Source organism: Maribellus sp. YY47 (assembly GCF_023111095.1).
In the GTDB taxonomy this organism is placed as follows: Bacteria; Bacteroidota; Bacteroidia; order Bacteroidales; family Prolixibacteraceae; genus Draconibacterium.
In genome coordinates this window covers 16,678-38,726 of sequence record NZ_JALGYW010000012.1, presented here as the reverse complement: position 1 = coordinate 38,726, position 22,049 = coordinate 16,678, and the positions used below count along the sequence as shown (strand labels likewise).

General features: G+C 40.5%; 8 protein-coding genes. All 8 read left to right on the top strand.

Annotation, left to right across the window (positions count from 1 at the left end; translation table 11 throughout):
• Positions 1-99: 99 nt before the first annotated feature.
• The 8 genes from MR764_RS11335 to MR764_RS11300 all read left to right on the top strand — a co-directional run bounded on the left by MR764_RS11335 (position 100) and on the right by MR764_RS11300 (position 21,840).
• Positions 100-3,672: a family 43 glycosylhydrolase gene (locus MR764_RS11335; protein ID WP_247979531.1), complete on the top strand. Its 3,573-nt coding sequence runs from the start codon at positions 100-102 to the stop codon at positions 3,670-3,672.
• A 368-nt stretch (positions 3,673-4,040) separates the two neighbouring features.
• Positions 4,041-7,949, top strand: coding sequence for a response regulator (locus MR764_RS11330; RefSeq protein WP_247979530.1), 3,909 nt, complete (start codon positions 4,041-4,043; stop codon positions 7,947-7,949).
• Positions 7,950-8,693: 744 nt separating this feature from the next.
• A complete protein-coding gene (locus MR764_RS11325) occupies positions 8,694-11,852 on the top strand; it encodes a TonB-dependent receptor (RefSeq protein ID WP_247979529.1) in 3,159 nt (1,052 codons plus the stop codon).
• A gap of 11 nt (positions 11,853-11,863) precedes the next feature.
• Positions 11,864-13,798 carry a RagB/SusD family nutrient uptake outer membrane protein gene (locus tag MR764_RS11320; RefSeq protein ID WP_247979528.1) on the top strand — a complete coding sequence of 645 codons (1,935 nt, stop codon included), beginning with the start codon at positions 11,864-11,866 and terminating at the stop codon, positions 13,796-13,798.
• Between the two features lie 105 nt (positions 13,799-13,903).
• A complete protein-coding gene (locus MR764_RS11315) occupies positions 13,904-16,708 on the top strand; it encodes a SusC/RagA family TonB-linked outer membrane protein (protein WP_247979527.1) in 2,805 nt (934 codons plus the stop codon).
• A 28-nt stretch (positions 16,709-16,736) separates the two neighbouring features.
• Entirely contained in the window at positions 16,737-18,518 is a 1,782-nt protein-coding gene (locus tag MR764_RS11310; RefSeq protein WP_247979526.1) for a RagB/SusD family nutrient uptake outer membrane protein, read from the top strand.
• A 35-nt stretch (positions 18,519-18,553) separates the two neighbouring features.
• The gene (locus tag MR764_RS11305) at positions 18,554-19,663 is read left to right on the top strand and encodes a DUF5627 domain-containing protein (protein ID WP_247979525.1); all 1,110 of its coding nucleotides are present in this window, start codon (positions 18,554-18,556) and stop codon (positions 19,661-19,663) included.
• Positions 19,664-19,683: 20 nt separating this feature from the next.
• Positions 19,684-21,840, top strand: a complete 2,157-nt coding sequence (locus MR764_RS11300) for an endo-1,4-beta-xylanase (RefSeq protein WP_247979524.1) — start codon at positions 19,684-19,686, stop codon at positions 21,838-21,840.
• The last annotated feature ends 209 nt before the right edge of the window (positions 21,841-22,049 follow it).

Below are 22,049 nucleotides of genomic sequence, written 5' to 3'. Positions count from 1 at the left end.
ATTTTTTTTCACCCAATTGAATATAACCCGGTATACATACATGGTAACTGAAGGTAGAGAATGCCGATTTTTTTATTTCGCAAATAATAAGGCATAACAATGAAAATCTACCTTAAAAATTTACTACTGTTTTTTGTTCTTATTCATAGTACCAGCTTGATCCAGGCATGGGAAGGTATGCCAACCCCGAAATTACATGTTGAGGGGAGAGACCTGAAAGACCCGCATGGTAACACAGTTGTTTTGCACGGTTTTGCCCAAACGTACAGCCCGTGGTTTAACGAACGCGGACAATACTGGAACAATTATGATGTAACCGGTTGTTTGAATTATAACCAGGGCTTAATTGATAAGATATTAAATGCTGGCTGGAAAATGAATTTCCTGCGTTTACACATGGACCCATACTGGAGCAATGCACCGGGTTGCACCCCGGATGGTCATGAATTGCCAAATTGCTTCGACGAAGTGCGGTTTAAAAAATACCTTGATGAAGTATTCGTTCCGATGGCAGAATACGCTGTTTCGAAAGGTTTATATGTTGTTATGCGTCCGCCCGGAGTTTCTCCCGAAGTGATTGGTGTGGACGACGAGTACAATTATGCCGAATATTTGCTGAAGGTTTGGGATATTGTATCCAGCCATCCTAAAATTAAAAGCAACAATGCCATAATGTTTGAGCTGGCTAACGAGCCTGTACGAATAAAACTGGCTGATGGCTCGGAAGGTTCGAATACCCAGGCGCATTTTGATGTTCTGAAGGCGATTTTTCAGCCGATTGTGAATAAGATTCGCGAAAACGGGTTTCATAATGTACTCTGGATTCCGGGATCTGGATACCAGTCACAATACAAAGGGTATGCAATTAATCCCATTGAAGGAGAGAATATTGGGTACGCCATTCATGTTTATCCCGGATGGTTTGGCAGTGCCGATGGTTACGAAGTTTTTAAAAAAGAGTGGGACGAAAACATTACTCCTGTTGCAGATTTTGCACCGATAATGGTGACCGAAATGGACTGGGCTCCTGAAGAATACAATTCGTCATGGGGGAAAAGTACTACAGGTGTTGCCGGAGGCGACGGATTTGGGGCCAATTTCAAGAAGATTACCGACGACGCAGGTAACGTGAGCTGGTTACTTTTTACTTCTCCCGATTTACTGGCCCAATTTTCTGATACACCGCCGGCAGAAGGTGAGGAGTACACTTTTCTGAACGATCCGGAAGCTTGTCCGTGGCCCGTTTTTCATTGGTTCCAGGACTATGCCGAGTCACAATATCCGCGGCCTGATTTTGAATACCAGTCAACGAGCGACAATGGCGACGGAACGTATACCAACCCTGTGATTTTTGCTGATTTCCCCGATCCCGATGTTATTCGTGTAGATGATGTTTATTACATGGTTTCCACTACTATGCACATTTTTCCGGGAGCGACAATTCTTAAATCTTACGACCTCGTAAACTGGGAATATTGCAGCAATCCGCTTGAAAAAATTGAATCAACTGAATGTTATAACCTAGATGGTTGCGATCGCTACGGTCGCGGACAGTGGGCCAGCAGTTTAAAATACCACAACGGAACATTTTACCTGCTCTTTACTACGTTGGATGAGGGCAGTTATTTGTTAACAGCTGCACATCCTGAAGGGCCCTGGGAAAAACAAAAGTTAGCCGGTACTTTTTACGATCCCGGACTTTTCTTCGATGAAAATGACCGGATTTATGTCGTTTTCGGAATCAATACGCTGAAAATCGCTGAGTTGGATGAAAACTTTGCTGTACTTCCGGGCACCGAGAAGGAGGTTTATTCATATACGCTAAAAGAAGGTTTGGAAGGAAGTCATCTGTACAAAATAAACGGGTACTACTACATATATGCGACATATGGCGGGTGGCCGGCTTACCAGGTAGCCTTGCGTTCAGCAAATATCTATGGTCCGTACGAAGAAAGGTTGTTGCTGGATGATGAAAACATTCATCAGGGAGCGCTGGTTGAGACACAAACCGGGGAATGGTGGACTGTATTGTTTTATGATAAAGGCGCTTACGGGCGTTTGCCTAATCTGCAACCGGTTAACTGGGTTGATGGATGGCCTGAAATTGGGGTGGAAGGGAAAGGAGTAACCACGTATACGAAACCTGACGTTGGCAAAGAATACGAAAAACGGGTGTTACCTACCAACGATAACTTCATGGATTATAAACTGGGTATGCAATGGGGCTGGAACCATAATCCGGAAAATAGCAAATGGTCGCTGACCGAAAATCCCGGAAATTTGAGACTGTATACTGTATCGGTCGCTGATGGATTTAAAAGCGCACGTAACACACTAACCCAACGCATTTTTGCCTGTCCCGACGATCTTGATCATTCCTACGGAACCATCAAAATGAATATCAAAAATATGTTGGATGGCGATGTTGCCGGCCTGGCTGTATTTCAAGATCCTTATGCATACATTGGAGTAAAGGCAGAAAACAGCGAAAAGAAATTGGTTATGGTAAATAACGGAGTGGAGACAGAAGGGCAGGTAATCAGCGATTCAGTGGTTTATTTGCGAGCCGTTGCCAGCTTCAATGCAAGCAACGCAGGTTTTTATTACAGTTTTGATAATGAAAACTACACAAAGTTGGGTACTGATCTTGCAATGAAATTTGAACTGTCAGTATTTACCGGAAACAAATTCAGCCTGTTTAATTACGCAACTCAACAAACCGGTGGCTATGTTGATATTGATTGGTTTACGACCGAAGAACAGTTTTCGGAGGAGGTGTTTTTCGACGACTCGTTTACCGGTTTCTCTGAAGAAGCTTTAACACTTGCCGATCTTCAATTGCCCGGAGAGCATATCGAACTACTGACAGGTTCTTCCATAACATTTACGGTTAATGCTGTATATCAGAATGGAAGAACGGTTGATGTAACGCTGGGTGCAACTTATGAGAATTCCTCTCCCGATATTGTAAAGATTGTAAATGGAAACTTAGTAGCCCTGGCTGATGGAGAAGCTACAATAAATATTACTTATCAGGGAGAAATGGGTGAACCACTTACCCGCCAGACTCTTGTAACCTCATCAACATTCCCGCTTACCGCTGAGCTTTTTAATCCGTCAATCTATTCTACCGGTACTTTCGACGAATGGTCAAAAACACTAACCACCGGACAGTACGGTTTTGGCGGTTGGAGCTATTCTGCAGGAGTTAATCTTTCAGCATATAAATATTTAGTGGTTAAATTGGCTAATCCCGGTGCCTGCGGTGCATCATTCCGGCTGTTTGATAACAATAATTACTGGGGAGGGGCTGCCAGTTATGATTTGATGAATAAAACGCAGGTAGCTGTACCTTTGGCCAATATGTTTAAAGCAGAATCGAACGAGAAACTTGATCCCTCCCACATTTATATTATCGGTTTTTGGTCGTATGGAAGCTGTCCTATCCAAATTGACGAGGTTTACCTTTCTAATTCTGACGATTACAAGCCTACGGGCATTGGAAGCATTCCCCTTCCTACATTAAATCCGAATGAGATTGTGGATGTATATTCGGTTGCAGGGGTGAAGCTCCGCTCTGATGTGATGCGGAAAAATGCTACAAAAGGGCTGCCTTCAGGTGTTTATGTGGTGGGAAGACAAAAAGTTATTTGCATTGGCGGAGATTATTAAAGCAGAGTTTTATTCAATTACGATATATTATGACACAGGCTTTTCAAACAGTTTTTTTAGCTTGTTACCGGAATTTTTTTAATCCGGAATTTGAGTTTAGGTAGTTTGGTTTATGGTGATTCGGGATGGCTTTGTTTTTACATTAACCAGTCTCTGATCACTTATTTTATGGCTTGATGTGAGATAATCAAAGCTTATTCTGATCAATGACTTTCGGAATTGTATCATTATTTATTCAACTAAAATATTGTATATTGCCTCCTTCGTGTAAAATATACACTTAAGAAAACCGCAATCAGCAGATTGTTATTTATGAGTTTTTCGAGGTTATGTGTATATAGAAATTGGAGATTACCTGGCGCTGTTTTATGAAAAAGATAATATCATATACAAGTCTACTTAGTGTGTTAATTTTTTGCGTATTCACTTCTTCCGCAAAAGATATAGCACAGTTTTATAATTTGAATGAAGAGTATGGCATTTCCATGCGTGAAACCAATCACGTATGTGCGGATGATGATGGTTTTATCTGGATTTCATCAAAGATGGGAATTCTTCGCTATACGCAGGATGAAATCAAAATATATCAACTTCCTTATGAGTCGGAAGACATAATAACCGTAAGGCTCGAATATACCGATGGCAAGCTGTATGCCTACACGAACAACGGCCAGATTTTTTTATACAATACCATTCAGGATGAATTTGAAATTGTCACCAACCTTTCAAAACAGCTTACCGATCCGCATGTAACGGTTAACAGATTGCTGGTTGATCAATGGGGAACAATGTGGGAAGCGTCTTCTTTTGGTTTATTAAAATATAATTCGGGCACAGGACTGGATATTTTGTTTGCAGGCAAAATGATCGATTTTTTGGAACGGATCGATGATACTCATTTCTATTTTATATGCGAAGGACAAATCCTGATTTTTGATATTATCACATCGTCCTGGGAAGAATTCTTTCGCTTCTCTCCAAGCGAGAACAGCTTTGTCTCGTATATGAAATGGGATAAAAAAGAAAATACACTTTGGTTGGGTACACTTGGCGACGGACTGTATTATTTAAAGGTGGGAGAAGGGCAACGTAAACTGGCGGTAGTCAATAATATTCCCAATCAGCCGGTTCAGACAATCGAAGCAATATCTGATTCTACTTTTCTTATTGGTATTGACGGACAAGGAGTATGGGAAATCAACAAATACACCAAACGAATTATTACGGTTTACAAGGAAGATTCGGATAACCAGAACTCGCTAAAGGGAAATGGGGTTTACGACATTTTCTGCGATAAAAACAAAAGGGTATGGATTTGTACATACACCGGAGGAGTTTCATTTTTTGATCAGGCCAGCTCGGTTATTACCAAAATATCGCATGTTGTAAACAATGCCAATTCGCTGGTTAATAATGATGTAAACAGTGTGCTGGAAGATGGGAACGGAAACTTGTGGTTTGCAACTAATAACGGATTGAGTTTCTGGAACACAAAAAATAACCGCTGGAGTACATACTATCGTAATATGGAAGAGCATGCCCAGGTTTTTCTTACCCTATGCGAAGATTCGAAAGGAAGGATATGGGCCGGTAGTTATTCTTCCGGTATATATGTTCTCGACAGAAATACCGGAAGGCAATTAAAACACCTGAGTCAGACACAAATAGAGGGAGATTTTGCAGGAGATTTCGTTTTTGACATTATGGAAGACAGTCAGGGGGATATTTGGATTGGTGGCGTTCGCGGCGATCTGATTCGTTATAATATCGTTACAAACGAGTATCAAGCGTTTGATGATTTTACGGTTTATATTATCAAGGAATATTCATCCGATAAATTATTACTGGGAACCACCTACGGGCTTTTGCTTTTTGATAAAAAGACAGGACAATTTGATGTAATGGTGGAAGGCTTTGTTGTGTCGGATGTTTATATGAAGGACAATGTAATATGGATTGCAACCAGCGGCGATGGCGTGATTCGTTACGATATCTCCAACAAAACACAAGACCGCTACACAATAGATGCCGGCTTGTCTAGCAATTTTGTTAACAGTATCGAATATTGCAATGGCTACTTCTGGTTGGGTACAGAGCAAGGCCTATGCAGGTTGAAGGAAGAAGACCGCAGTATTCTTTCGTTTAACTCGTTACTTTACCTGAATCATGTATCGTTTAACCAGGATGCTCATTTCCTGATGAAAAACGGTAAGCTGCTTTTAGGCTCTAACATCGGTGCACTTATGTTCGAACCCGATGAGCTGAAACTAACGCCTGATAAAGGAAGAATTTTTATTCAGGATATTTTGGTGGCCGGTAGATCGATCCGTGAGATTGACAACCTGAAACCTTCCATTCCGATTAATAATCTCACTGATATTTCTTTGAAATACTATCAGAATACAATCAGTTTGGAGCTGATTCCGATTGGAGTTACCTCTCCGGGATCAAAATTTTCGTGGAAGCTGGACGAGTTGGAAGAAGAGTGGAGCAAGCCTTCCAATAACCGGATTCTTTCTTATTCAAACATTGCCAGTGGTGTTTATACCTTAAAAATAAGAATGTTTGATAGTTCGAGTTCGAGAGTGATTGCCGAACGAACGATCTTGCTAAATATGATTCCTCCGTACTGGGAGACCTGGTGGTTTAGGTTGATTGTTGCTTTATTTATAGTAGGCGTAATTGTTTTTTCGATGTTATATTATGCAGATCGTTTGAAGAAAATCCATTCTGAAGAAAAAATCCGCTTTTTTGCCAACACAGCACATGATATTCGTACTTCATTAACTCTGATAAACGGCCCGATTGAGGAATTGAACAAGGAACCTGGATTAAGCGATAAAGGACTTCATTACCTGCATCTGGCAACCGATCAAACACAGCGTATGCTTAAGGTGGTAACCCAGCTCATGGACTTTCAGAAATCAGATATCGGGAAAGAAAAACTTTCTCTTTCTAAGGTTGATTTGGTTAAAATGATCGAGAACAGGGTAATGATGTTTGAGTCGTATGCAAGAAGTAAAAATATTGAGATCCGGTTTTCATCCAATTTTTCAAAATTTGTTACAGCTATCGATGAAACACTTATCGATAAAGTGATAGACAACCTGATTTCGAACGCAATAAAATACTCTTTTTCGAATACCGAAATACAGGTAAATCTTCAATGTTCTTCTGCAAGATGGATTCTTGAAGTGCAGGATCAGGGAATCGGAATTAGTAAAAAGGCTCAGCGACAGCTTTTTAAAGAATATTACCGCGCAGAGAATGTGGTCAACTCAAAAATTGTAGGTTCCGGAATTGGTCTGCTGCTGGTTAAAAATTATGTTAATCTTCATGATGGGAAGATTAGCTGTTATAGTCAGTTAAACCAGGGCTCTTCTTTTCAGGTTGTTATTCCAACCCGGGACGTAGATGTTCCTGTTACCGAACAAAAAATACCCGATGACAGAAATCTTCAGGCGGTTGTTCAACGGCAGGAGCTCAGTCCGTCTGCCTTAAGTGATAGTGATGAGATCAATGTTCTTAAAATGAAAGTGTTGATTGTGGAGGATAACGAATATCTCCGGGAGTTCCTTAAATCGGCTATGGAACCACAATTTAAGATATACCTGGCAGAAGACGGGGTACAGGCCTGGGAAATGATCCAGAAACAGACTCCCGATATGGTCGTGTCAGATGTTATGATGCCCAATATGGATGGGTTTGAACTATGTCAGAAAATAAAATCAACCTATGAAACCTCGCATCTTCCAATCATTTTGTTAACGGCGCTGGCCGGAAAGGCAGAACTGATACATGGCCTCGGATTAGGTGCCGACGATTATCTGACAAAACCTTTTGATGTTTCCATTCTGCAGCAGCGTATCAGAACGCTTATTCAGAATCGGGAGATTATTCGCGATAAAGCGTTGAAAATTATTCGCCTGGGAGAGGAAACTACCATATTGGATAATGAATTGAACGACAAATTTTTGAAACGAATGATTGAAATAGTGCACGAAAATATTTCAAACGCTCAGTTCTCCAAAAATGATTTTGCCTGGGCAATGAATGTAAGTCCTTCGTTATTATACAAAAAAATAAAAGCATTAACTGACCAATCTCCTACAGATTTTATCAAATCAGTACGGCTAAACCACGCGATAGATTTGCTGAAAGAAAAAAAATACACCATTACCGAGGTTAGTGAGTTGTGTGGCTTTGCAAGTGTCGGGTATTTTAGTACCGTATTCAGAAAACATTTTGGAAAATCGCCAACTCAGGTGCTGGATTAAAATTTGGAATATTCCAGTTCTATTTTCAGATATCTCGCTTTCTTTTTAATTCGGTCTGTTTAGGACCTCCTTGTCTCATTATTCGAATAATGAGATAGTGAAGATGTGCTATACGGTTGTAATTGAGCAATATCTCTAATGATTTTAGATAAGTGTCTCAAATTAAAAATCAAATATCTCAAATTAAAAACCCTCGCTTTCCCGTAATTATATTTTTGACGATGAGGTCCATTAAAATAAAGACCGACAGTATTAACTAACAGTAACTAGTCGCCAAAAATTGAACTTAAAATGAAGCTAAACTCTTTTAGTCAAATTTTTCTTCAAAGACAGCTAGCCGGTGAGTGTAACCGGTTAGGTTCAAAATGGCATTCATTGGTTTTGAATTCAGTATCCTGTTTTTTGCGAAACGTCGATTTGACCATGCTTTTGGTTAAAGGATATGCTTACTGTTCCTCAATGGTTCGATGGCTCCGATTTGCAGCGACAAATACCTGTTTGTGTGCTTCTGACAGAGCATTTGAGTTTGGTTAACAACGAAACCTAAGAAATTAATTCAATAAAACATTATAAACATTAAAACTTAGACCTTATGAATAGAAAAACTATCGGACGTTCTGTTTTCCATTTTATTCTTTTGATGAATCATTTTAATACCTGGTGATTAAAGTGTACGGGTATCGTGAGTGAAAATCAACTTCTAATAAAGTTTAGAACACTTTTGTCAATTAATAAAAGAATATAATGAAATATAGAATTAAATTATCATTTGAAAATGCTGCTTTGTCGGTTCCGATGAAGAGCTATCTGATAAAAACATTAGCACTTATATTTGGGATTCTTATCAACGTATGTGTATTGGCGCAAAATGCCAGACCAATTAAAGGTACCGTAGTTGATGAGCAAAATATTCCGATTGTTGGTGCTACCGTTGTTGTAAAAGATACTCAGATTGGCGTTCCTACTGATGCGGACGGAAAATTTGAATTGGATATCCCGGTTAATCGTAATGTTATTATTATTTCGTTTATTGGGATGGACACTCAGGAAATTGATGTTGCCAATCAACAAACGATTAAAGTTGTATTAAAATCTTCGAGCGTTCAGTTAGAAGAAACCATTGTTATTGGATACGGACAGCAAAAGAAAGAGAGTGTAGTAGGGGCAATTACCCAAACCACGGGTGAAGTACTTCAACGCTCTGCCGGTGTAAATAATATTGGAACTGCCTTAACCGGAAACTTACCCGGTGTTGTTACTCTCAATAGTTCTGGTATGCCAGGCGAAGAAGACCCAAAAATTATTATTCGCTCGGCAAGTTCCTGGAACAATTCCGATCCATTGGTACTGGTCGATGGAGTAGAACGTCCCTTAAGTGGTGTAGATATTAATTCGGTTGCATCGGTTTCTGTACTGAAAGATGCTTCTGCCACAGCAATATTTGGGGTGAAAGGGGCAAACGGTGTTATCCTTATCACAACAAAACGAGGAAAAGAAGGATCGGCCAGAATTGATGTATCTGCTAATATGACGATGAAAGTTCCTTCTAAATTACCGAACAAACTGGATTCTTATGACGCTTTGGTTGCACGCAATTATGCCATTGAACACGAGTTGGGAATATCTCCTGATTCCTGGGAATATGCAATGCCGCAATCAATAATAAATAAATATCGTTATCCGGCTAATCTGGCGGAGGCTGAACGTTATCCAAATGTTGACTGGCAGGATGTTTTATTTAAAAATTATGCCATGTCCTACAATGCAAACATCAATGTTTCAGGAGGTACCGGTTTTGTTAAATATTTTGCTTCGGTTGATTTTGCTCACGAAGGAGACCTTTTTGATCTAATGGATAACGGACGTAATTATGAATCAGGTTATGCATACAATCGCATAAATGCACGTAGTAATCTTGATTTTAAGTTGACAAAAAGCACATTGTTTAAATTGAATCTTGCCGGTTCGAGTGGAGCTCAGAAGACACCCTGGGGTTATACAAACTCGGGAGATTGGGGAATTGCGCAGCAATGGGCAGGGGCATACAACATTGCTCCCGATGTATTTTTACCTCAATACTCAGATGGCTCCTGGGGCTATTATCCCAACATCTCAAACGTATCCAACTCTGCCGAAAACTTAGCGCTTTCGGGTACCATGCTTATTACAACCACCCGAATTAATACAGACTTTATTCTGGAACAGGAACTGGACTTTATCACGAAAGGATTGAAATTCAGAGGCTCCCTGTCTATGGATAATACATTTGTGGAAAGAGATCGGGGAATAAACGACTTATATCATGATGCTCAGCGCAAATGGATTGATCCAGCTACTGGCATTGTGAGTTATAAGAAGGAGTACGAAAGCAACAACTTATTCGACTATCAGCAAGGGGTGTTGTGGAGTACATCTGCAGGATCTGTTGCCAACTGGGCAACACAGCGTAACCGCGAGTATCAGCTTCAGCTAAACTGGGCACAATCATTTGATAAACATAGCGTTTCGGCCATGGGATTGTTTAGCCGCAAAGAAAGGGCAACCGGAAGTCAAATTCCTTTTTTTAGGGAAGATTGGGCCTTCCGTGCAACCTACGACTATGCATCAAAATACTTCATCGAATATAATGGAGCCTATAATGGTTCCGAAAAATTTTCGAAAGATTATCGTTTTGCATTCTTTAATTCGGGGGCAATCGGTTGGATGGTTTCTGAAGAAGCATTTATGAAACCCATTGAATTTTTGGATATGTTAAAGTTACGTGCTTCCTACGGTGAAATTGGAGACGACAGTGGTAGCAGGTGGTTGTATCTTACTCAGTGGGCTTATGGTGGCGCAAGTAAACTTAATACTACCGACGATGCGGATAGCCCCTATAACCGGTATCGTGAGTCGCAGGTAGGTAACCCTGATGTAAAGTGGGAGACAGTCAAGAAATTTAACTTTGGTGTTGACTATGCTTTCCTCGATGGATTGTTCGCGGGTAGCGTTGAGTATTTCAGGGACATTCGTGATGATATACTGGTTAATGGAAACGATCGGGCTGTTCCGCCAATATTTGGAAATACTCCGGCTACTGCCAACCTCGGAAAAGTGCGTACCAACGGATACGAGATACAATTACGGGTTAACAAGAGTTTTGCAAACGGATTAAGATTGTGGGGTGATCTGAGTTTAACACATGCCACAAATGTTGTACTTAGACGAGATGATCCGGCGTTATACGATGCTTACCGAAAACAACAAGGATATAGTATCGGGCAAACAAGGGCATATGTTGATGCTGGTTATTTTAATACTTATGATCAACTCTATGGCAGCCCGATGCACGACACAAACGATCAGTACAAATTACCTGGAGATTATTATATAATCGACTTCAATGCCGACGGTGTTGTTGACAGTAAAGATCAAATTCCGTGGGGTTATTCAGGAACTCCTGAAAATACATACAACACCAGTATCGGTTTCTCCTGGAAAGGTTTTAGCGGTTTTGTTCAGTTTTATGGTGTAACCAATGTTACCCGGAATGTACCACTTACCAGCTTTGGCAGTAAACTGAACACTGTTTACGATTTTGGCTCCTGGTGGTCAGAGTCTGATCCTAATGCCGACGTTACTGTTCCACGCTGGTTGTCAACGCCAAGCTATCATTCAGGAACACAGTATTTGTTTGATGGTTCTTATATCCGCCTGAAGAACGCCGAATTGGCTTACACCATGAACGGCGGGTGGATAAATAAACTCGGAATGAGTACGCTGAAAATATTTGTAAACGGAAATAATTTGTGGGTTTGGTCAAAAATGCCTGATGACCGCGAGTCAAACTTTGCCGGGGCAGGCAACCAGGGAGCTTACCCGACAATGAAGCGTTATAACTTAGGTATTAGATTTACTTTATAAAATTGGAAACAATGAAATATAAATATAAGACTCTGGTATGGGGCAGCTTGCTCTTCATATTCACAATAGGACTATTTTCCTGTCAAGACTATTTAGATAAAGAGCCTGAATCCATCGTTTCAGAAAAGGTGGCTTTTGCAAATTTTACGAATTTTCAGGGCTTTATCGAAGAAATCTACAATTGTATTCCTGATAAGGAAAAGAAATACTGGACTGCTTCCTGGAACTGGGGAGAGGATGAATTGTTTAACCTCGAAGGAAGTTGGCACATGACCAACCAGGTTGATATCGGGAATTTCTGGGCATGGCAAAATGCAGCCGGCACCTGGTTTGATGATGACAATGCTGATCCTACGTCAAATGATAAATTCAGGCATGGGTTATGGGCACACGCCTGGTATTGTATCCGAAAAGCCAACATGGGCTTGAGTAACCTGGATAAATTAGCTTCAGCTACCCAGGAAGAAAAGAACATGATTGCCGGGCAGTTATACTTCTTCAGGGCGTGGTGGCACTTTGAAATGATGCAGTATTTAGGAGGCTTACCTTATGTTGATGAAGTTTTGCCTTCGGTAGGTGAATTCACTTTACCCCGACTAAGCTATCAGGAGTGCGCAGACAAAGCTGCTGCCGATTTTGCAAAAGCAGCTGAGTTATTACCTATTGACTGGGATAACACAACCGTAGGTAAGAAAACGCTGGGTAAAAATGGCTTGCGAATTAACAAAATTATGGCGTTGGGTTACCTGGGTAAGAACTACTTGTGGGCAGCCAGTCCTTTAATGAAAAATGGCGCAGAAACAGGTGGGGCTAATACTTATAATTACGATGAGGCTTACGCCAAAAAAGCTGCTGAAGCTTTCGGCGAGTTACTTGATTTGGTTGAGAGTGGTCAAACTCAATATGCTTTGGTAGAATTTGATTATGATGATATCTACAACCACAAACCAGCAAGTGGAACTGGGTCAAAATTCAGTGATATGTTCTACACCATGGGGCAAAATGCTTTAATGCCCGGATCAACAGAAGCCATTTTCAGAGGGCCTTCTTCCGACTGGAACGGAAGTAACTGGAATACCACAAAAACCTTTGGGCCTAAAGTAAAAGGGATAGTTGAGCACGATAATATTATTCACCATCCAACAGCTAATTATGTTAATTATTATGGAATGGCCAATGGTTTGCCTTTAGATGATCCCGAATCGGGCTTTGATCCCGAGTATCCTTTCAGAGATCGTGATCCTCGTTTTTACCATGATATTATGTTCGATGGTTTTCAGTTTGTAAATGCTGCTATGCCAGCCGATATGGAGTACCTGAGGTATTGTGGTTTATATTCAGACGGGCCGATGAGAAATGCAGCAGATGGCAGTCGTTCTGGTTACTTCATTCAGAAACTTGTGCCACATACAGCAAATAAATACGACAAGGCTTACGATTGGGGTAACAGGCTGCACACGTACCTGCCATATATGAGATTAGGAGACATTTATACAATGTATGCCGAAGCATGTGCTGCATTTGGTGGCGCCAGTGGTAAAGCTGTCAGCTTTTCAAAAACGGCAGAGGAGGCAATTAATACACTTCGCGACCGTTGCGGAGCAGGTCATGTAAATGCAAAATATGTTGCTGATCGTGATCTTTTTATAGATGAAATAAGACGTGAGCGTGCAGTTGAATTGTCGTTTGAAGGATTTCGTTTTAACGATTTGCAACGTTGGTTGTTGCTTACCGAGTACCCTTACAACGTAAAAACCTCTCATGAGTTCGATCGTGTTGAGTCAGATGATTTTTACAAAAACAATGATCCGCGGGATGCCAGAGTAGCCAACTTTAGAGAAGAAGTTGTTTTAACACGTCGGTTTGGAGTAAAACACTACTGGTTTCCGTTGAAAATTGAAGACGTTTCACTGTATCCGGAATTTGGACAGAATCCGGGGTGGTAGGTCAAATTGAGTAAAAGTATTTTGTAATTATTAAATGAATAAACAATGAAATATATACAAAAGAGATTCATTTTATTAGCATTGTTTGCTGTAATACCATTTTTAATGGAAGCACAAACAACTGCGGAAAATGAAACTGATACGATCGTTTCTTCTAATGAGCCGCAGGTACAGGTAGCCTATCGAAAAGTAGCTAAAAGCGACATTCTGGGAGGTGTTTCTGTAATTAACCTGGAAGAGCTGACAAAAAAGAACTATAACACCTATAGTTTGGATAATATGCAAGGGTACATTGGCGGCTATACCGGAAGCAGCTTGTGGGGAATGGGAGAATATCTCGTCCTTGTTGATGGTATTCCGCGTGATGCCAATAATGTATTGCCTACCGAAATTGAGCAGATCTCGTTTTTGAAATCAGCTGCTGCAACAGTTCTTTACGGAAGCCGTGCTGCAAAAGGAGTAATTTACATTTCAACCAAAAGAGGTAAAAACAAGCCTTTGGAAATTGGTGTTCGTGCAAACACCGGGTTACACTTACCTAAAAGCAATCCTAAATATCTCGGATCAGCACAATATATGACTATGTATAACGAAGCCCGGGCTAACGATGAATTGTCTCCTTTATACAGCGATGAAGATATTTATAACTATGCTTCAGGACTTAATCCATATCGTTATCCAAATATTGACTTTTATTCATCCGATTATTTAAAGAAAACCTATAACCGAACCGATGTTACAACCGAAATTGCCGGCGGAAATGAACGGGCACGTTTTTACACTAACATAGGTTACTATCGTCAGGGTGATTTATTAGACTTCGGAGAAGCGAAAGATAATTTTACCGACCGTTTGAACATTCGGGGGAACATTGATTTAAAGTTGAATAAATTTATAGATGCGTATATTAATGCCAATGCAACTTTTTACAATTCAAGAAGCGCCAATGCCACCGATCGGGATGGGAATGACGGTGTTACAGATAATTACTGGACATATGCATCTGTTATGCGTCCGAACAGAGTCGCTCCCCTGGTTCCGCTAAGTTACATTGATCAAAACTCAGTAAATGCATGGAACCTTGTTAATGGAAGCGCCAATATTATAGATAATCAGTATTTTCTTGGGGGCTCGTTATCGGACCAAACCAACGTTTTTGCCGATTATTATGCCACTGGTTATAGCAAATGGACAAGTCGTCAGTTTCAGTTTGATACTGGCTTAGATTTCGACCTGGGTGGGATTACCGAAGGACTTGCTTTTCACACTCAGTTTGCTGTTGATTACTCTACTTCTTATACGCAGTCATACAATAATAAATATGCAGTTTTTGAGCCACAATGGTATAACTACAACGGACAGGATGTAATTGGAGATGTTATAAAGCGTAATAACGATGAACATTCAGGGGTTCAAAATATTAGTGGTAGTACCAACAGGCAAACCATTGCTTTTTCAGGTTATTTTACCTATGATAAAACAATAAATGATGTGCATAATCTTTCTGCTATGCTTGTTGCCGCAGGTTATCAACGTACATTATCAGGCGAATATCACCGGCCAAGTAATGCAAACCTGGGATTGCAGGTAGCATACAATTACAAACAAAAGTATTATGCCGATTTTGGAATGGCTGCCGTTCATTCGGCCAAATTACCGAAAGGCAACCGAAATGCTATGTCGCCGTCGTTAACGCTTGGTTGGAACCTGGCAAAAGAAGATTTTCTTGAAAGCTCTTCTGTTATCGACGATTTAACCTGGAGTGTTTCCGGAAGTATCCTAAATTCCGATTTGGATATCGACGGATACTACCTTTACCTCGAAAGTTACACGCAAGCTGACGGAGCCTGGTGGGGATGGTACGATGGTGCCAACGAGCAATCAACAAATGCTATCCAGGGAGGAAACAAAGATCTGACCTTTGTAAAACGGAAAGAATTATCTACAACTCTAGGGGCATCTTTATGGAATAATTTGTTAAAAATAAACACGTCTTTTTTCATAAACTCAACTGAAGGTTTGATTATTCAGCCAAACACAATTTATCCGAACTATTTCTTTACCTACTGGCCGGATGCATCATTTATTCCAAACGTGAATTTTAATAACGACCGCAGAGCAGGTATCGATTTTAATGTTGAGTTAAACAAAAAAATTGGTGAGGTAGATGTTAAGTTAGGTGTGTCTGGAATGTATTATACTACCAAGGCTACTAAACGCGATGAAAATTACGAATATGCCTATCAGAATCGTCAGGGACAACCAATTGATGGTCGCTGGGGACTTGAGAGCATGGGATTATTCCAAAGTCAGGAAGAAATCGATGCGGCGCCGGAACAAACCACACTTGGTGAAGTAAAACCCGGAGACATCAGATATGTCGATCAAAACAATGATAATATAATTGATAATAAAGACATTGTATTTCTTGGAAAAGCCGGATGGAGTGGAGCACCGCTTACAACAGGACTTAACCTTACTCTGAAATGGAAAAACTTCACATTCTTCGCATTAGGTACCGGACACTTTGGCGCTTATTCGTATAAGAATAGCGAATATTACTGGGCTTTTGGAGAAAGAAAATATTCTGAAGTGGTTCTTGATCGCTGGACAGAAGAAACAAAAGCTACTGCTACCTATCCGCGTTTGACAACCAAAAGCGGTAGTAACAACTTTCGCGACTCTGACTTCTGGATGTATAAAACCAATCGTCTTGATTTGGCAAAAGTTCAGTTAACATATGATTTGCCAAAGAGTTGGCTGAAAAATTCAATCGTTAAGGAGCTTTCTGCTTATATAAATGGATCGAACTTGTTGACAATCTCTAAAGAACGCGAAGTATTGGAGTTGAATACAACAAGTGCTCCGCAAGCGCGATTTTATAGTATTGGGGTAAAAGCCTTGTTCTAGTAGTAAGAAATCTAAAAAGAATTCAATTATGAAAAATATAATAAAATTTGCGGTTCTTATATTCTTGTTTACAAGTTGCGATGATCTGTTTGAACCTGCATTGGAAAATAACAGGGAACTTGATGCAATGTATGGTGAACCTAGTTATGCGCAAGGCGTATTGGCAAATGCTTACATTCTTTTACCTTATTCATCAACGCCTAATAGTGATTTGGCAACAGATGATGCAGTGACTAATGATATTGCAAACAACTACCTGAGAATGGCCACCGGATCATGGTCTGCGGAGAATGATCCGACGTCGCAATGGCAGGGCCGAAGGAATGCGATACAATACATTAACCTTTTTCTTCAAAATGCTGACTCGGTAGTTTGGAGTAATGATAAGGCTATACGCGCTATATATAACGATCGTATAAAAGGGGAAGCTTATGGTTTACGCGCACTTCATATGTACTACCTGTTGATGGCACATGCCGGTTGGACCAACGGAGGTGAGTTGTTGGGGGTTCCTATTATTACCGATCCCGAAACAAAGGACTCCGACTTTAACTTGCCACGTAATACTTTCCAGCAATGTGTCGATCAGATTTTAGCCGATGCCGAAAAAGCAATAGAGCTTTTACCTTTGGATTATAATGATGTATCAGACTCTGAGATTCCCGCTAAATACGTAGCAATGGGAGTAACCCAGGCCAGTAATTATAACAGGGCTAACGGTAAACATATACGTGGCCGGATATCGGGACGGATTGTTGAAGCCGTCCGTGCTCAGGTTGCTTTACTTGCTGCAAGTCCTTCGTATAGTTCGGGGAGTACAGTTAGCTGGGAAGATGCAGCGAATCATGCGGCCTCGGTGCTTGACCGCATTGGAGGGCCTGCCGGCTTAGCCGGAAAAGGCGGTGTTTGGTACGTTAAAAGCGAAGTTGACAATCTTGAATCAGGAACTACTCCGGCTGAAATAATATGGAGAAGTGATATTGGTCAAAGTAATAGTTTGGAAGGAGATAACTTTCCTCCAGAGCAGGATGGAAAAGGAAGGGTAAACCCGACACAAAACCTGGTCGATGCTTTTCCTGCACTTAATGGATATCCGATTACTGATCCTGCAAGTAACTACGATCCTGCCAACCCCTATGAAAACCGCGATCCGCGTTTGGCCAACTACATTGTAGTAAATGGTAGCAAACAAGGTCCTAACAGTGCTGTAGTTATTACTGGTGCATATGGCAATAACAAGGATGCAATTAACCGGGAAAGTGGCAGATCTACACGCACCGGTTATTATTTACGTAAGCTTTTACGAAGCGATTGTAATCCAAATTCACAATACAATACTCAGCAAAAGCATTACACAGCCCGTATTCGTTATACGGAAATATTCCTGGCATATGCTGAAGCTGCAAACGAAGCCTGGGGGCCTACCGGAACTGGAGGAAACTCTTATTCTGCTTATGATGTGATTAAAGCCATTCGCCAAAGGGCCGGTATCGGAATCAGTAACAACGATGCATATCTTGAATCAGTTAAAGGAGATACAGAGAAGATGAGGGAGCTTATTCGGAACGAGCGTAGATTGGAATTGTGTTTCGAAAACAAGCGTTTCTGGGATTTACGTCGCTGGGATGTTAATTTGACAACTTTAAATGAAACCGCAGCCGGGATGAAAATTGAAAGTTCTGGTGGTAATTTAATTTACAACAGAATTGATGTTGAAAGCAGAAATTATAAGGATTACATGTACCATGGGCCGATTCCTTATAATGAAATACAGAAATGGAGCAACCTCGAGCAAAATGCGGGTTGGTAATTTCCTGATTAATAAAATGAAAAATATTGAAAGATATGAAACAGTTTAAATTTTTATTGATATTGTCAGCCGGATTTTTTGCACTTCTTATGTCGTCGTGTGAGAATCAAGAAGTTGATTTTCCTGATTACGATTTTAGTGCAGTTTATTTCCCTTATCAATATCCGGTAAGAACAATTGTATTAGGTGAGGATATCTTCGATAATACATTGGATAATGAGCACAAGTGTATGATATATGCTACTGTGGCGGGATTGTATTCGAATAATAAGGACATAACTATTGATTTCGAGGTAGATAATTCAATCTGTGATAATTTGTATTATGATAGTGAATTTGCTTCTCCGGTGCTAGCAATGCCTTCAAATTACTATTCTATAGATGCTGATCAGATTACCTTGAGCAAATCACTTCAGGGAGGAATAGAGGTTCAGTTGACTGAAGCTTTTTTTGCAGATAATAAATCTCTGAATAATACCTATGTAATTCCTTTAAAGATGACAAATGTGGTCAATGCAGATTCCATTCTTTCAGGAGATCCTTTATTTAATAATGCTCGCAGGGGAGCCAATTCCGACTGGAATGTTCTTCCAAAGGATTATGTATTGTATTGTGTAAAGTTTATTAATCCATATCATGCAAATTATTTGCGTCGAGGCAAAGATGCTATTACGGATGATGGAGAAACTACAACTAATACACGTCATGCTAATTATGTTGAGGATGATGAGCTAAAGAAACTAACTACTCTTTCTTTGTCAGGGGTATCGCTTCCGTTGAACTATAAAAGCCAGATTAATCAGGACTTGGGGATTAAACTAAAGTTGAATTTTAATGACGAGAATGCATGTACTATTTCTCCTTCTGAAACCGAATATAATCTTAGTGATACTTGTCGGATATATAATATAACAGCTACCGGAAGTGGCCAGTATGTGAGCAAAGGAGAGAAGAACAGCTGGGGCAACAAAGATCGCGATGCTTTGTATTTATCTTATCAGATAGGATATGAGGTTGAGATCAACTATAAGCATAAAGACAGCATTGATATTCAAACTGTAAGTGTTACCACTCTTGATACCTTAGTATTGAGAGACAGAGGTGTGACTATGGAAACATTCTCTCCTTCCTACAAATTTGACTAAACGTTTAAATGAAGATGAAAATGAGATATTTAAATAAGTTATGGCTCGGGGCAGTTGCTTTACTTACAATTGTCGCCTGTACTGATGACAGTTTGCTCGATTATAAAGTAAATAAGCCCGAAAGTATTGCCGGGTTGGAATATCTAAATGACTATGATGTATTAAAATCATACATAAATCGTACTAACGATCCCAATTTTAAATTGGGAGCAGGAGTATCGGTCGATGCATATAACAAACAGGGCGCAGTGTATAGCCACATTACATCAAATTTTGATGAAATGACCGCTGGTTGGGAGATGAAACATGGCGCTGTTGTTCAAGATAACGGTAAGCTTGATACCGGAAGGGTAAAGCAGTTTATTGCAACCGCCAAAAACGCCGGAATTACCATATACGGTCATACTCTGGCGTGGCATGCCAACCAAAATGCAACATACCTGAATAGTATTATTGCTGATAAGGAAATTGAAATTGATCCTAATGATGCCAACAACGCTTTGCATGCTACTACACCCGAAGCGAAGACCAACATCTGGGATTGGCAGCTTGAATACGTTCTGCCTACTCCGTTAACACAGGGAGTGGAATATACATTAAAAATGCGTGCAAAAGCCTCAAGCCCATTTACCGTGGGCTTTTGGCGAACTAATGGTTCGTCAACAAATTACGGTCCGGACATAGCGTTTGGCGAAAGCTGGAGCGATGCTAGCGTAACATTTACACCGACTATGGATGCTACCAGATTGCAATTTTGTTTCGGAACATTTGCTGGTGATCTTTATTTTGATGACATGGTTCTTACCGCAAGTGGTTCTGAAGAGAATTTAATTGAAAATGGAGCTTTTGATGACACAAATCTAAGCGGATGGCAAAAACCAGGATGGCATGCTTATACCTTTGCGGTTGAAACACTCGCAGCAGGACCGGCTACGTGGTGGACAAACCTGATAACCAACAGCGATGTAGAAAGTGATGATGTTTCCAGCTTTTTCGCAACAGAGATAAGAGTTGGACCCAATCCCGCTACAATTGGTGCCGATGGTACAGGAGCAGATGGTGTGGGAAGAGCAATTGTGGTTAAATCGGGAGATAGTCCTAATGAATCATGGGATACCCAGTTCTTTGTAAAAGCACCTCAGCAACTCTTGGAAGGTCAGGCTTATAGGTTTAGCATGAAGGTTAAAGCCGATAAACCAGCTACTATCGAATCTCAGTCGCATAATAATCCAGGAGGCTATATACATTGGTCTATGGTTGGTAGTCCGGCAGTTACTACCGAATGGAAGGAATATACAAATTCAGGAATCATTTCAGCTCAACAGGCAGGCGCAAATGGTATGAACACCATAGCTTTTAATCTTGCTGTTTTTAAAGAAGCCAATACGTATTATTTTGATGATATTGTATGGGAGATCGAGGAGTCGGGAAATACAATCCCACTGACACCCGAAGAGAAAGCAGATACCCTTCTCTGGGCATTGGATAACTGGATTGCAGGAATGATGAAGGTTTCAAAAGACTATGTAAAAGCATGGGACGTGGTGAATGAACCAATGGATGATGGCAACCCGTACGAAATAAAAACTGGTGTTGGAAAAACAGATATGGCTGCCGATGAATTTTATTGGCAAGACTACCTTGGCAAAGACTATGCGGTGGTGGCTTTTAAGCTGGCCCGCCAGTACGGAAACGCCGATGACAAACTCTTTATAAACGACTATAACCTGGAGTACAACCTCGATAAATGCAAGGGATTGATTCAGTACGTGGCTTATCTCGAAAGCGAGGGAGCAACCGTTGATGGCATTGGCACACAAATGCACATCTCGACCGGTTCAGATAAAGAAAAGATTGCACAAATGTTTGAATTGCTTGCGGCAACAGGTAAGCTGATTAAAATATCTGAGTTGGATATAGGTATTGGAAAAACAACTTCGGAAGCAACAGAAGAAGACTACCAGGCACAAGCCGAAATGTATAAGTACGTTGTACAGAAATATTTCGAGCTTATTCCGGCAACTCAACGTTATGGCATCACGGTCTGGAGTCCGCTGGATAGTCCGGTAGAGTCTTCATGGAGAGCCGGAGAGCCAATCGGTTTATGGACAGAAGGGTATGACAGGAAGCCCGCATATGCTGGTTTTGCCGATGGCTTGTCTGGTGAAAACAACTGATGCTGGATTTCATAAATTTGTGAGAGGCTGTTTTGAAAAAAACAGTCTCTTTTTCATTCGAAAGAGAAAAAAATAGAGACTTGAACTCCTGTATTTCGACTGACATAACGGGCTTTGTGTTCAAAAATGAAACTCAAATATTCAATATTGGAAGCGATGAAGGTCGGCATCCCTTATTTTTGAATAAACGCATATCAGCAATAATTTAC

What these genes read in the sequence shown, in the direction of transcription:
- MR764_RS11330 (WP_247979530.1), top strand. Translation starts at nt 4,041, where the DNA reads ATGAAAAAGATAATATCATATACAAGTCTACTTAGTGTGTTAATTTTT.
- MR764_RS11310 (WP_247979526.1), top strand. Translation starts at nt 16,737, where the DNA reads ATGAAAAATATAATAAAATTTGCGGTTCTTATATTCTTGTTTACAAGT.
- MR764_RS11305 (WP_247979525.1), top strand. Translation starts at nt 18,554, where the DNA reads ATGAAACAGTTTAAATTTTTATTGATATTGTCAGCCGGATTTTTTGCA.
- MR764_RS11335 (WP_247979531.1), top strand. Translation starts at nt 100, where the DNA reads ATGAAAATCTACCTTAAAAATTTACTACTGTTTTTTGTTCTTATTCAT.
- MR764_RS11300 (WP_247979524.1), top strand. Translation starts at nt 19,684, where the DNA reads ATGAGATATTTAAATAAGTTATGGCTCGGGGCAGTTGCTTTACTTACA.
- MR764_RS11325 (WP_247979529.1), top strand. Translation starts at nt 8,694, where the DNA reads ATGAAATATAGAATTAAATTATCATTTGAAAATGCTGCTTTGTCGGTT.
- MR764_RS11315 (WP_247979527.1), top strand. Translation starts at nt 13,904, where the DNA reads ATGGAAGCACAAACAACTGCGGAAAATGAAACTGATACGATCGTTTCT.
- MR764_RS11320 (WP_247979528.1), top strand. Translation starts at nt 11,864, where the DNA reads ATGAAATATAAATATAAGACTCTGGTATGGGGCAGCTTGCTCTTCATA.